Annotated in this window: 13 protein-coding genes, 1 tRNA gene and 1 pseudogene; 4 read left to right on the plus strand and 11 right to left on the minus strand. The window is 41.1% G+C overall.

Features of this window, described 5'->3' with window-relative positions:
* The 6 genes and pseudogenes from BLR42_RS20275 to BLR42_RS20300 all read right to left on the minus strand — a co-directional run.
* A pseudogene (locus BLR42_RS20275) lies at positions 1-219 on the minus strand (hypothetical protein); the annotation flags it as partial.
* A 75-nt stretch (positions 220-294) separates the two neighbouring features.
* Complete coding sequence (locus BLR42_RS20280; RefSeq protein WP_091873102.1) at positions 295-1125, minus strand: hypothetical protein; 831 nt, start codon at positions 1123-1125, stop codon at positions 295-297.
* Positions 1126-1273: 148 nt separating this feature from the next.
* The gene (locus BLR42_RS20285; RefSeq protein WP_091873104.1) at positions 1274-2143 is read right to left on the minus strand and encodes a hypothetical protein; all 870 of its coding nucleotides are present in this window, start codon (positions 2141-2143) and stop codon (positions 1274-1276) included.
* 374 nt (positions 2144-2517) lie between these two features.
* Complete coding sequence (locus tag BLR42_RS20290) at positions 2518-3369, minus strand: Uma2 family endonuclease (RefSeq protein WP_091873107.1); 852 nt, start codon at positions 3367-3369, stop codon at positions 2518-2520.
* A gap of 79 nt (positions 3370-3448) precedes the next feature.
* Positions 3449-4177, minus strand: a complete 729-nt coding sequence (locus tag BLR42_RS20295) for a histidine kinase N-terminal 7TM domain-containing protein (RefSeq protein ID WP_091873109.1) — start codon at positions 4175-4177, stop codon at positions 3449-3451.
* A 434-nt stretch (positions 4178-4611) separates the two neighbouring features.
* Positions 4612-4695 (minus strand) — tRNA-Leu (locus BLR42_RS20300).
* Positions 4696-4938: 243 nt separating this feature from the next.
* Here BLR42_RS20300 and BLR42_RS20305 point away from each other — a divergent pair.
* A complete protein-coding gene (locus BLR42_RS20305; protein WP_091873112.1) occupies positions 4939-6306 on the plus strand; it encodes an MFS transporter in 1368 nt (455 codons plus the stop codon).
* An 81-nt stretch (positions 6307-6387) separates the two neighbouring features.
* Here BLR42_RS20305 and BLR42_RS20310 read toward each other — a convergent pair whose 3' ends face one another.
* From BLR42_RS20310 to BLR42_RS20320, 3 genes are all read right to left on the minus strand, one after another.
* A complete protein-coding gene (locus tag BLR42_RS20310; RefSeq protein WP_022762928.1) occupies positions 6388-6609 on the minus strand; it encodes a hypothetical protein in 222 nt (73 codons plus the stop codon).
* A 97-nt stretch (positions 6610-6706) separates the two neighbouring features.
* Positions 6707-7675 (minus strand): flavodoxin family protein, encoded by a 969-nt coding sequence (locus BLR42_RS20315; protein WP_091873134.1) that lies wholly within the window; start codon positions 7673-7675, stop codon positions 6707-6709.
* Between the two features lie 182 nt (positions 7676-7857).
* Positions 7858-8736 carry a LysR family transcriptional regulator gene (locus BLR42_RS20320; protein WP_091873114.1) on the minus strand — a complete coding sequence of 293 codons (879 nt, stop codon included), beginning with the start codon at positions 8734-8736 and terminating at the stop codon, positions 7858-7860.
* A 163-nt stretch (positions 8737-8899) separates the two neighbouring features.
* Between BLR42_RS20320 and BLR42_RS20325 the strand changes: the two genes are divergently transcribed.
* Genes BLR42_RS20325 through BLR42_RS20335 form a run of 3 tightly spaced genes read left to right on the plus strand, consistent with a single transcriptional unit; the run spans position 8900 to position 11249 of the window.
* On the plus strand, positions 8900-9667 hold the full coding sequence (locus tag BLR42_RS20325) for an ABC transporter ATP-binding protein (protein WP_242879451.1): 768 nt from the start codon (positions 8900-8902) through the stop codon (positions 9665-9667).
* Positions 9651-10442 (plus strand): ABC transporter permease, encoded by a 792-nt coding sequence (locus tag BLR42_RS20330; RefSeq protein WP_091873120.1) that lies wholly within the window; start codon positions 9651-9653, stop codon positions 10440-10442. The genes BLR42_RS20325 and BLR42_RS20330 overlap by 17 nt, the downstream gene beginning before the upstream one ends.
* A 3-nt stretch (positions 10443-10445) precedes the next feature.
* Positions 10446-11249: an ABC transporter permease gene (locus BLR42_RS20335; RefSeq protein WP_091873122.1), complete on the plus strand. Its 804-nt coding sequence runs from the start codon at positions 10446-10448 to the stop codon at positions 11247-11249.
* Positions 11250-11607: 358 nt separating this feature from the next.
* Here the strand turns inward: BLR42_RS20335 and BLR42_RS20340 are convergent, their stop codons facing one another.
* Together BLR42_RS20340 and BLR42_RS20345 are read right to left on the minus strand one after the other, a co-directional pair.
* A complete protein-coding gene (locus BLR42_RS20340; RefSeq protein ID WP_091873127.1) occupies positions 11608-12075 on the minus strand; it encodes a GNAT family N-acetyltransferase in 468 nt (155 codons plus the stop codon).
* Positions 12076-12222: 147 nt separating this feature from the next.
* Positions 12223-12882 (minus strand): phage head-tail adapter protein, encoded by a 660-nt coding sequence (locus BLR42_RS20345; RefSeq protein WP_091873131.1) that lies wholly within the window; start codon positions 12880-12882, stop codon positions 12223-12225.
* Between the last annotated feature and the right edge of the window lie 630 nt (positions 12883-13512).

Consider the following 13512-nt stretch of genomic DNA (forward strand, 5'->3'; position numbering starts at 1 on the left):
TCCGAAGTCCAGACCTCTCCAACGTCTTTCTTCGTATGGCTGGTCATAAACCTTGCATCGCTTACCACATATAGGGCATTTCCATTGCTGCCCTTTGCGAGGATGAATCCTGGCTATAAGAACCTTTTCATCATAGTGGTTCTTTGAGACTTTGATATCATCAATAATCGTATCATTGACATTTAAGAGTTCCTTGAATAAAGTAGTAGCTGAAGTCATCTGGATCCTTTCCTTTTGTGTTTCTTAGTCAGCTACACTTTAAGGAAAGCCAGATGGCTTTTCAAGTATATATTGTTATGTTGTTAAGGTGCGTAGGCTTCCACACATATGCCAGAGGCCTCCATAAAAAGTACCATTATCTTCTATTACCGGTGGAGCAATTGTTATATTTCCGTGCTCATAGTATGGATAAATCAATTTTGCATTATTATATATACGTAATATGTGACCAGTGCTCGTCCGTATTACTTTACCAAAAGGTATCTCCAGGGTACCTCCGTAGATTGCGATCTGTGGATCTGTACGATTCATGGCAGTTATAGCGCTTTCCGCACCTGCCTCATTACGAGTATAAATATATGGTCCAGTTTTTGTATTGTTATCACCAATTTTCAGTGATCCATAGACAGACATGCCATCTCCCGAACCACTATCATCACCTGCATATCCCGTCGCCGGAGAAGTGCCTCGATTATATTTTAAACCGGACGCTGATCCATAGCAGTTAAGCCTTCCTGTTCCCTTAACTGTTAAGTCTCCTTCACAAAACAGTCCGTCCGCTTCATTTGATCTCAATGTAACGGTAACCCCACTGTTTATCACAATTGTCGACCCTGCAGGGAGCCCTACCGGTACCATGGTATACTGCGCATGACCGGTTGTTGCAATAGTCGTATTACCGGTAAAAGTAAGTGTTTTCGTGGTCCCATTCCATGTCCATCCTGTCCGGCTTGTTACTCCGGACATATCAAGAAAAACACCACCAACCTGATACTTATCAGAAACAGCTGCCCTTGCAGTAAGACCACCGCCGGACACCAATCCCATCACAAGTACCACTGCCATACAAACAGGCAGCAACTTTCTCTGAAGTATCACTCCAACGTTTTTCTCTATCACCCTCATAAAGAACCTCCATAAAAAAACTTCTCCTTATATATTATACAAACCCGGACAGCATTTTCATAAATCTTTTTGAAAAATATTGGATAAAAAAATGATGCTGACGAATTGACATCAGCACCATTTTTTCTTTCTCATTTGTAATCCGGAATTATAAGTATTTCTTTGCCTTTTCTTCATCCAGATTATACTGTTCACAAATCTTCTTTATGATCTCTGAATCTTCAACCTGCATTGATCGAAGCAGCGCTACTGCACCTGATATTCCTTCATCTAATCCCAGAACATGCCCTTCCTCATATCCATCCTGATGAACATTTTTCAAATGAAGTTCTTCGTTATACTCAAGTACACTCATTCTCTTCACCTCCGCAAGATTCTTCCTTAGAAAATCTGCAAGAATGCCTTCGTTTATACATTCATTTATTGCCCTTGAAACCGCTTCCTCAATGTCCATATTAGCAGCGTATTTTCTTATTCGGGCTACAAAAATCGAATACCCCCTAAGTGTCTCACAGGCTGACATGATCTTAGTGTTTCGATTTTCGTTGATGTTGATTACTGTAGCAACGAGTTCAAGTTCAGGGTACTCAATTTTCTTCTCGAACTGCTCTGAAAGTTTGTAGGTTACCCTGTCCTCCTTCATGTCCTCGCCATTGTAAAATACAACAAATCTTGGCGCAGAGATCATAATGACTTTGCTCTTATAAAGATCCTCCCTGACTACTTTTCCCGCTAAAATATCAGATACATAGAAAAGGTATCTCAAAGCAATGTTGCCGCACTTTGAAGATTGATGCTCATACAAATTGAGCTCGAATCCAAACACAAAGGAAACATCGTTCTTCATCTTCATGAAGACACCTTCCTCCAATGTATTGATCTCCAAATCTTCAGTGTTGTCATAATCAGTTCCGTTTACGGCATTGTATAAGGATAACAGTTCGGCTTTCTCATCGAAAAGCATCCTGAACACGGAATCCTTATACCTTTGGTTTACTGTTAATTCATTGTTACTCAATTTCTCCTCCTTGTACTTTTAATGAATTAATTCAAGAAACCATACAAGGTAATGAAAAATAGAATAAAACAAAATTTTTAACTACTTCAATTATATTACTTCACCTGCCTATTGTCGCCAATTTCTTAAGCAATGTAAGCAATAACCTTCCTCGCACAAATATAATATATGGAAATGTGGGAGAAACTCCCGGATACCTGTATGATTCCTGAACAAGAATGAATCATACAGGATTAGGTATTTTGAATCAATGCACTTGAAGCCATTTTTTATTCATTTTTGATAAAAACATACACATGAATAATGCATCCTATGAATATTTATTTCTTATAACTGTCCGCAAAAATGATGCTAACAATTTGTTCCTCAGGCAATCACTCCCCAAATTCATCAATCGAAGCAGCAATCTCGTCCAGGCTTATCTTTAGTTTCCCATCGTAAATTGCAACCGGTGCTTCACCTTTTAGCGGAAGAACCTGCGGGACAAAATCCTCATCCATAAAGTTGTAAATTATGAGACATCTCTTGTGAGGATCAACTATCCAGTATTCCCTTACGCCGGCATTTTGATACTTTGCAAGCTTTATAGTCAAATCTTTTTTTCTTGTGGATTTAGACAATATTTCAACAAGAAAATCCGGTGCACCATATATTCCAAAGCCATTGATTTTGCTTCTGTCACAGATTACGAGAACGTCCGGCTGAACCATAGTCTTATTGTCGCAGTCAAGTTGAACATCCACAGGCGCGTAAAAAGCTTTACATTTCCCTTTGTTTTTCTTAATATAATCCGCTATAGCAGAATGAATTACATAGGAAATATCCTGATGTACAATCCTTGGTGAAGACATGTCATAAAAAACACCATCTATCAGCTCAACTCGCTGCTCGTCAGGAAGTGCATAGTAATCATCAAGGGTATATTCACCCTGCTTCTTATTAGGATCACCATATTTATTGCTCTTGGTAGCTGCACCGTATACGGGCTCAGGTTCCATAAATTTACCGCTTGTTGCATCGTGGTATTCATAGGCTTTCCCTCTATAAACCGATTCATCGCTTGATAGCACCTTCTCTATAGCATCAAGCGTAGCCTTCCGTGGATTCCTGGTTTTTCCGGTAAAAATCTTTTGCAAAGTAATAGAAGGAACTCCCGTATACTCAGAAAGCTGACTGTAGCTGTAGCCTCTGTTTTCCTTGATTTGTATCATCTGCTTAATTGTCATAGCAGTGCCTCCGTAAGAATTAGTGGCATGAATGCTTATAGCATTATTATAATATATAATTATATATATCTCAATAATTTTATATCTTTTTTAATACTTTTGTATATTTGCATAAAAAAATCGCATAATACCGCTCCATCTGATCCGACATAATGCACATCATCATGAAAAGAGCGGCCACAACCGTACTTAGCGCAATAAGGTGTACTCCGAAAAATTTTGCCTGTAAAATCATGGATATCATCGGAACTATTGCATAAACCGCAAAAGCAGTCCTTTGGCGTTCGGAGAGCTTTTTTCTCTTCTTCCAAACCGCAAAAAGATTCACAAGCATGATAAGCACTGTAGGTATTATTAAAAGTGAAAAGTAAGGTCCTCTCTGATAACTGTTGTCATTATCAATGCGGTAGCTTCTTCCTGTGAACAGATTGCTTATAAGCAGTATATTGTAAATACCCCACAATACTGCGGATGTATAAAATATGCCGTTTTTCATCCACCTTTTTTCGCCGCTCTGAAACAGTACAAAAATAGTTATCAGGATTGTTAAAAGAGATGCAAAAAAGGCCTGGCCAAAAATTACGACTTTTGATAAAAACGTCCAACCATATCCCTGAAGATCATATGTCACTTCCCTTATCAGAATGCATAGAACATATATCTGAAGCGTGCCAAACAGCACTGTGAAAAAGTGTCTGGTCTTACCATCGAAATTGTGTCCTATCCTTGTCTGTATCAGCCCAAGCATTGAAAGCACAAGCCCGGCAACAGCGAAGATAAGATTGATCGTTCTAATCTCACTAATCATTTACATCTGTCTCCTACTATTCATTTTCAAATATAATAATAGTAGCTTGTACGGGAATAGTTTGCATACAGAATCATTTTACAAAAACAAGCATTACATAAACATTACAAAAACATGTATATAAAGTCCAAAATATACGGAAATCTCTATTTAATCCAGCTTCATCCCACCGTCGCCGGAGACGAGTACTCAAATGAACTACTGAGAGATATCGCGGCGGCGGGGAGCTATTGATTTGAAGCAAAACGTAAATCATTCAAAGTGCGGAAGAAGGGGTGAGGTGGATAAAGAAAAAGGTCCGGGGGACCTTTTTCCCACCGAACCGACCGACGAAGCAGCTATGCTGCGAGGAGACCTTGAACCCTGGGTTCAAGGGGCTCCTCGGCACGATACGAAAAAGGGATTAGCATTTCTGCTAATCCCTTTTTGTATCGTGCGGAAGATGGGACTTGAACCCACACGATGTAGCCATCACAAGATCCTTAGTCTTGCTCGTCTGCCAATTCCGACACTTCCGCATCTATCTTATTTTCGCTGCCGCTTGTTTATCAGCGACAGCTTTTATATAATATCAAATCTGAAAAATAAGTCAACACCTTTTTTAAATAAATCGTTAATATGATTATATTTGAACTATATTTAGATATGTTCATTTTCAACAAAAACTTCCCATTCAGCTTAGTTACTACTGATAATTGTTATTCGGACACTGGACGCGCTATAATAGTTTCGCACTATTTCTTTGAAAGGATTCAAAACAAATGAAACAATTAAAGCCAATTACAAACAAATTACTCTGGATTTTCGCTATGGGACAGTTCGGATGGAGTCTCCTCTCCGGAGTCGTTTCCAACTGGATGGTGTACTACTACACCGGTGCTCCGAGCGAGCAGAACCCCAACACGGGTCTTTTTGCTTCCGGAATCACCCAGTCACCCATACTTTTTAAACTTACTCTCTTCGGTCTCGTTCTTGCAGCCGGCAGAATATTCGACGCTGTAACAGATCCGCTCATCGCAGGATGGTCCGACAGAAGTAATTACAAGGGCGGCCGCAGAATCCCATTCATGCGCGCGATGGCAGTGCCTTTTTCGCTTTGCACTATCGGGCTTTTCGTTCTTCCGCAAACCCAGAACATCACCCTGAATGATACAATACTCTTCATTCTTCTGATGGTATTCTATCTTTTCATGACTATGTTCTGCACACCCTATAACGCACTGATTGCGGAGCTTGGTGACACTCAGCAGCATAGGATTAACGTTTCTACCTTTATATCATTCACGTTCATCCTTGGTCAGAGTATCTCTTTCCTTCTTCCGAATCTGGCAGGTGCGCTTGAGGGGGCAGCAGGTCAGCAGGGTTCCATAAGACTTTCGGTAGCAATCATGGCCACTATCGCATGCCTTGCAATGCTTATTCCCGCATTTTACATAAATGAGCGTGACTACATCGATTCCAAGCCCAGTGATACAAAGCCCTTCCAGTCCCTTGCCAAGACCTTTTCAAACGGACAGTTCAGACGCTTTGTATACAGCGACGTGATCTACTTCTTCGCGCTCACACTTTTCCAGACCGGTCTTGCATTTTATGAGACACAGCTTATGGAAATTGAGGATACCTGGACCTTCGTGCTGACAGCTACAATGACAGCGATCAGCGTGCTGCTCTATCCCATCATCAACGTTCTTGCGAAGAAGATTGGCAAGAAGAATCTTATCATCACCGGTTTCTTCGCTTACTGCTGCGTATTTGCCATCACAACCATGTGCGGAAAGGGACTTTACTGGGGCTTCATAATTGCCGTTACAGCAGCTATTCCAATGGCAATTCTCGGAATTCTTCCTCAGGCCTGCGTTGCAGACGTAGCTGAGCTCACAAGACTCGAGACCGGCGAAGACAGAAGCGGAATGTTCTTTGCTGCAAGAACCTTCGCCTTCAAGATGGGTCAGGCTATCGCAATGGTAACTTTCACCTCTGTAACTGTCTCACAGACAAAGGCAAGCTACCGCACCACTGCCGCAATTGCATTTGTAACATGCTTCATCGGCGCCTGCATCTTCTTTACCTTTAATGAAAAAATAATACTTGGAAAAATCAGAGAGCTTAAAGGAAGCGACGAAATCTAAAGAGTTGTTCAATAACAAAAGTAAAGCTGCCCGGGGTATTCACCTCGCGGCAGCTTTTTATTATCCCTATATTTAGTTTTCTTAGTTCTCAGCCTTGAGAGGAAGGAGCTGTAAATCCTTTGTTCCGAAATACAGACTATTCCTTATCATACCTATACGATAAAGGCTGATAATGTAGTACAAGGATTTTGTAACCATAACAAACCCAAATACCTCCACCAGTTCTTCCACAGTCGGCGGATAGCCCTTTCTTCTCGTATAGTTCCCAACAAATTCTGCTATGTACGTATCGTTAATTTTCATGTCACGACATCTCCTTTAGCAAGTCTGTGACAATCATACCGTTAAAATGTTTCCTATTTGTGAGCCATTTATAAAAATTTTATAAACAATGTTTTTATTACTCTGCGTAGCCGATGTATGGCTGTTTGAGCTCCTTAAGATTCGGTATCTGTCCGGGCGGAACTGCCTGAGTCTTAATCTCTGTGGAGTGTTCGAGCTTACCTGCCCAGCGAAGTCTTGATCTGTTCTGCTCTTCCTCTGAGAAGCTGACATCAAGAGCACCGCCCTCTCCAAGCTTGAAAGTTCCTCTGATGCCGCATACAGGGCACTCTATCGCCTTTCTGTCAGGTGAAACAGTAAGCATATTCATGTGGCAAACCGGGCAGATTCCCTGCTCGTCTCCGCACCACTTCATGCGCTTAACTTCATCATTTTCATCCTGAGCCTTGAGAGCCTCGAGGATGTTTTTACCCATCTGTCTTGATCTCTCCATCTCAGGTTCGTTTCCGAGGACATGCTCGCAGGCCATTGCGCCAAAATATTCGTGTGCATCGATCACATCGATTCCCATAGACATTGTCATCTGGTACATCGTAGGAAGTGTGAATGCAAGCCAGTTCTTGGTCATTGCTCCGCCTACAGAAATGAATGCGCCAACTCTCTTCTTAAAGCTTCTTGCATCCGGAAGCTCATCTTCACTCTTGCCGGCAGCTTTTCCCTCATCGTAAGTCGCCTTACGGAAGGTGATGTCGTGTGAAGGGCCAAGTCTGTCGCAAACCGTCTTAAAGCGGCCTGTGGGGGAACACTCATAAGTAGGTGTTCCTATGATCACTGCGTCGCACTCCATAATAGCTTCGTCAAGAATATGAAAATCATCCTGAAGCGGGCAGCCGCCTTTTCCGCGTCCCGTAGTCATTCCTACAACGCATGAGATGCAGCCTGTGCAGGGCTTGATATCCATCTCGTCAACTCTGAAAAATTTGACCTCGCAGCCCTCTTTCTCGCACTCCATTAGCGCTGTTTTTACCATAATATCCGTGTTGCTGAGCTTTCTTCCGAACGAAAGCCCCAAAACTTTTTTGTTCATAACTTCCACCATTTCCCAAAATTTCTGTTACGACAAATAATTCTCAATTTGTCCATGTTACGTTACTAATTTACATTTTTTATTGCCCGCGCTCTTTTTCACCGTTTCTTATTCTTTGTCTTCTCTTGCATATAAAAAATGGCTGCACCATATTGTGCAACCATTCGCAAGGGGTTATTGCATTAACTTTTCATAATAAGCCCTATCAGTTCCTCTATTGCGAGACTACGGTGTTTATCCTTATGAACAAATATCTGTGAATAAATCGGAAAATCTGAGCCTGCCCAGTCGATCTTCTTAAGTTTCTTTTCCTTTACCTCCGTGGTGGCCGTCATGGCCGGCATAAAGGCAATTCCAAGTCCGTTTATGGCAAAAGCTTTTAGAATCTCCTTGCTGCTCGTTTCAAGTTCAATCTTAGGCGTCACTCCCTGCTCCCTGAAATCATCAAGAAGCATCTTCCTGAAACTGCAGGTGTGGGATGTCAGTAAAAGAGGAACATTTTCCAGATCCTTTTCTTTTACCTTCTTCATTTTTGAGATCGGATGGGAAGGGTTTGCCAAAAAGCTAAGGGACTCCTTCTTTTTACAAACCATTTTAAGCTCAGAATTCTCTATCAACGGATTCAGGGTGTAGACCACATCGAGCGCTCCGCTCTTAAGAAGCGCAGGAAAAGTATCATGATCTATAAACTGAATTCGAATATCCATGCCGGGATATTTCTTCTTATACTCCATCAGTTTTTCCGGAAAATTCCTGTAGCACAAAGACTCCGACACGCCGAGCTTTATTATCCCCGATGGAATCTCCGCGGCCGAAACCTCCAGGAGCATCTGCCTCTGAAGCTGCAGCATCTGCTCCGCATAGGATATGAGCTTTTCTCCCTCCGCAGTAAGGACAAGCGTCTTCCCAAGCCTTTCAAAAAGAAGGCATCCAAACTCTTCCTCCAACAGCTTTATCTGCGTCGTCACAGTTGACTGAGCGTACCCCAGCATATTTGCAGTGGCTGTAAAGCTCCCTGTTTCAACAATTTTCAAAAAGGTTTCAAGCTGTGTGTTATTCATATCGACCTCTTCTAAATATCAATTTATTTGATGATTATAATCTGTTATTTCAATTTTACTGATGTGTTGTTTAATGATATTTTACATTTAAGGAGATTCAAAATCAAGTCATTGATATCGTCAAATGTTTTATAGAAGCAGCCAAACCGGAGGTAACAGGGATATGAGTATCGAAGTAAATGACCTTACCAAAATATATAAAATGAAGAAGCATCAGAAAAAGATTGCCGTAGACAATATCTCTTTTTCCATTCCCAAAGGAGAAATTGTCGGATTCATCGGCCCTAACGGAGCAGGAAAATCCACCACCATAAAAATGATGACCGGAATCCTCTCCCCCGATAATGGTTCTATTTCGATAGATGGTCTGACTTTCAAAAAGAACCGAAAGCAGATCATGATGAAAACCGGCGTGGTCTTTGGTCAGAAAAGTGTTCTGTGCTGGGATATCCCGGTCATAGATTCTCTAAAGCTTTTTAAGGATATGTACCGTGTTCCCGATGTCGTTTTCAGAGAGAATATGGATAAATTTTCAGAAATCCTCGGACTTGATGAATTTATCGGACAGCCTCCAAGGCTCTTAAGTCTCGGGCAGCGGATGAAGGCAGACCTTGCGGCATCGCTTATCTACAACCCGGATATTCTGTTTTGGGATGAGCCAACCATTGGAATAGACGTGCTCTCCAAAGAACGAATCCGGCAGTTTATAAAAAGAATAAATGAAGAGCGGCACACCACCATCATACTGACCACGCATGATGTTTCGGATATCGAGTCATTATGCGAAAAGATGATCATTATCGATAAGGGATCTCTTATATATGATGGAACCCTGCCACAATTAAAGACTATATACAGGACTACAGATCTTGAAGAGATTATAAAAAGGATTTACCTTGCGGGAGAAGAAAAAAATGCGAAAATATGCTGACCTTGCAATGATTGGAATAAAAGAACATACTGCGTACTTAAACTCTGTATGGGCGAATTTTCTTTCTAAAATTGTATACCTTTACATGCAGTTTTCACTGTGGAATGCGCTGTTTTCATCGAATGCGGGGAGAGTTATTCCACTTAGCCGTGATGAGACCATCCGGTATATCATTGTAGCCACTCTCATCTCCACATTTATGAAATGCGATGTCATAGCCTGGATCAATAGCCAGATTCAATCGGGCGATGTGGCAAATCAGCTGATAAGACCGATTGACTATAAGCTCATGATCTTTGCGAAGCATATCGGTACAAGCCTTGCAAGAATTGTGATATATACTCTCCCGCTTGGGATTGTAATCTCCGTCTTTTATCATGGAAAAATATTCTGCGAAGAACAACTTTTATATGGAATCATCTCCATCCTTCTGGCGTATATGATCCAGTTTTTATATTCACTGATTATAGGTCTGATGGCGTTCTGGCTGATTGTGACCTGGCCGCTGAACATGCTGCTTGCGGCGATTTACAAACTGCTCTCCGGTTCGTGGATACCGGCTGCGATGTTCCCGGAATTCCTTGCGGCTATAAATGCATTTCTCCCGTTTCGCGCAATATATGCAATACCGGTTACCATCATCACTACGCCGATGTCCTTTGAAAATCTCTGTGAAAATCTCTGCGTTCAACTCATATGGATGGCTGCCTTATTTTTATTATCTGAAGTCTGCTGGTTCGTGGGGAAAAATAAACTTGTAGTTCAGGGAGGATAAGTCATGTATCTGCTAAAAATGTACAGACATTTCGTAATTATATATATGAAGGGAAAACTGGCTTACCACTTTTCTCTGGTCTTTGAGCTCATTGCAAATACGATTCAGATTGGGATCTATTTCGCAGGGTTTCTGGCTATATTCCATAACTTTGGTAACATTGCAGGATGGACTCAGAATGAAGTCCTTTTCATGTTCACCACTAGCTGGCTGACCTACAGCCTGAGCTGTTTCTTTTTCTGGAGTCCCATGAAAGATATGGGCGAGCTCATTCGCACAGGAAAATTTGACCTGTATCTCACAAGACCCATCGGCCCGATGCTGTATATGGTGCTGCAGCAGTTCCAGTATACTTTTATCCCGCGCCTTGTATTGTCAGTCATTTTCTGGGTCTACAGCATGCGGTCGCTTTCTATTGAGTGGACGGCAGGTTCGCTTATGTTTTATGCCGTAAACATGGTTTCTTCATTTGTGATATTTTCGGCAATTACTATATTTACCGGTACCATCAGTTTTTGGACAATAAAAAGTGAGGAGATAGTATCTCTCCTCACCAATAACAATTATGGATTAAAAAACTATACTGATTATCCGATCACCATATACGGCAAAGGCATCGGATTCCTGCTTACTTTCGTAATCCCATACGCATTTACAGGATATTACCCTGTTGGGCACCTTCTTGGAAAAAGCCTGTCTCACCCGGAATATGCCTATCTGTCACCTTTTGTTGCACTGATTGCTGGCGTAGCGGCTTATCTACTTTGGAACTATGGTCTTAAACATTATAACAGTGCAGGAGCTTAAATTCACATACATATGCACAAGCTCTTGAATGCCTTCCATACAGTATCACAATTCAGTATATTAATTTGTGTTGCCGTTCCCGTTCCCATCTGATAGTATATCATTTTGGTGGTAGCGGTTTCCCTTGAAATAGTAGGGAAAGGAAGCGATTGCCTATGACTATTTCCGAAATCTTTGCAATAGCAAATTTTTGCGTGAATATCATAAGGCTTGTGCTTGATATTCTTAAGAATAAAAGCAATAAAAAAGACCGCACCTAACCTGAGAAATTAGACGATCTTTTTTATCGTCAAAATCAAGGGTATCGCTACCACTTATAAGAATATTATACACTATCTGCTATTATTTTCAATAATACTTAATCTTTCTCGTAGAATACAATATCCATGTGATCATTGATCTTATCTACTTTTCCGGTCTGATGATACCCCATCTTCTCGTAGAGATGAAGATTTCCTTTTTCCTGTAGTATAGTGTCCAGGCACCAGTTTTCTGATCCGTATTTCTTCTCCACCTCAATCATTACCTGCTGGGCATATCCTTTATTTCTATGCTCCGGCATAATCCAGATCGGAGATATGCGCTTTCTGCTGCCGTCCTTTTTATCTATGACACGAACAGCACCAGCCTTTTCACCATCTGCCATAATGAAAAAATATGTAGTCCACGGCTGCTCGAACCTGGCCATTATCTTGTCCATGCTCTCAGCAGCAGGACTCATATCATAATCCTGATATTTTTCCAAAAGACCCGAGAATGCCTCTACCTGCATCTTCCAGAGTGTTTCTACATCATCTCGTTCTACAGGTTTCAATTCTATACTCATAGTTCCAGTTTCTCTCCAATCACAATAGCTTTTGAATCATGTCCGTGTCCGATTTCTCTTGTTTTTGCGACAGGTAATGAATCAGAAATGTGCATTTTTAAGAGATCATATATTGTCAGTTCCAAATCAGCTTTTTCATAAGAAAATTTATTCCGGATGAATTTTATTCTTTATTCTCATGCAAGCCTCGATGTGCATAATCCAATGTCTGGAGAAAGGCATCTGTATCAATCCTCTGACATCTTTTCCGCACCAGTAATCAATCAGCCAATATGCCTCTTCAGACGTACTGACAACATTTAGCGATTTCAGTTTCTCTTTTCTGTCCTCCGTAATCTTGAGCTTTAGATCATCGTAGGAAAGTCCTCTTACTATTCCCTCCGTACTCTTCTTTACATCCATTACATAAGCATACAATTCATCCAAATCAAGTTGCCCGGAAAATTCTGCTATATGCTCTTTTATAAGTTCATTTCCCGTAGTGATGATGGGTGACTTGACCCTTTGCTGATAATTCCCCTTGAAGAATACCTGCTCATCATCAGCAATAAGTGTATGCGCAACTATATCCTCTATACGAAAAATGTGCCAGATTGAATACCCGATTGTCTTACTGTGATATCCATCAGCATTTATAAACGGTATCGCATCAAATTCTTCCCTTGAAAGTTTTTCCTTAAAGCTGTTAAGCGTAGCCAGAAGCTGATTTCTCAGCTTTTCCAAAGTTATGACACCATCCTGCAAGGTGTCACGCTTTTTTAGCTGAAGCTGCATCGTCTTATTCAATTCTGACCATTCCTTGTTCATATCATGTCCCTCGCCTTGGCTTAGTAATTAATGCAGCACACTGAACGACTCATATGTATGCTCTTTATCTTGCGGATAATAGTATTATATACTACGGAATATCATCAACAAAGATATTTCACAGTATAATTATCTTGAGCATAAGCAATACAAATGACCTTGCCAATATCCACGGCCAGCCCCATAGCTCCCATGACACATCCCCATGTACCCAACACCACGTACATCATACTGACTTTTACCTTGATTTCAAACTAATATAACAATTCAAGGTACGCCCAAGTCTGAAAATGCCTTGATATCATGAAAAATGAAAAATTCAAGGTAATCGTTCAAATTCACATTACCTTGATTTCGTTAAAGTATTAGGAATCAAGGCAATATCAGCAAAATGCTTACCTTGAAAACAATAAAAAAGCATATTTCAAGGCAATTTTCCGGAAATCAATAGTAACTAAAAGAACCTTGCAATAAAGCTACGGGTGAGAGTCCCTCTTCCGCAGCGAAAGCGTAAACCATTCGAAGTGCGGAAGATGGGGTGAGGTGGATAAAGAAAAAGGTCCGGGGGACCTTTTTCCCACCGAACCGACCGACGAAGCAGCTATGCTGCGAGGAGACCTTGAACCCTGG

The organism is Butyrivibrio sp. INlla16 (assembly GCF_900104155.1).
Lineage (GTDB): Bacteria > Bacillota > Clostridia > Lachnospirales > Lachnospiraceae > Butyrivibrio.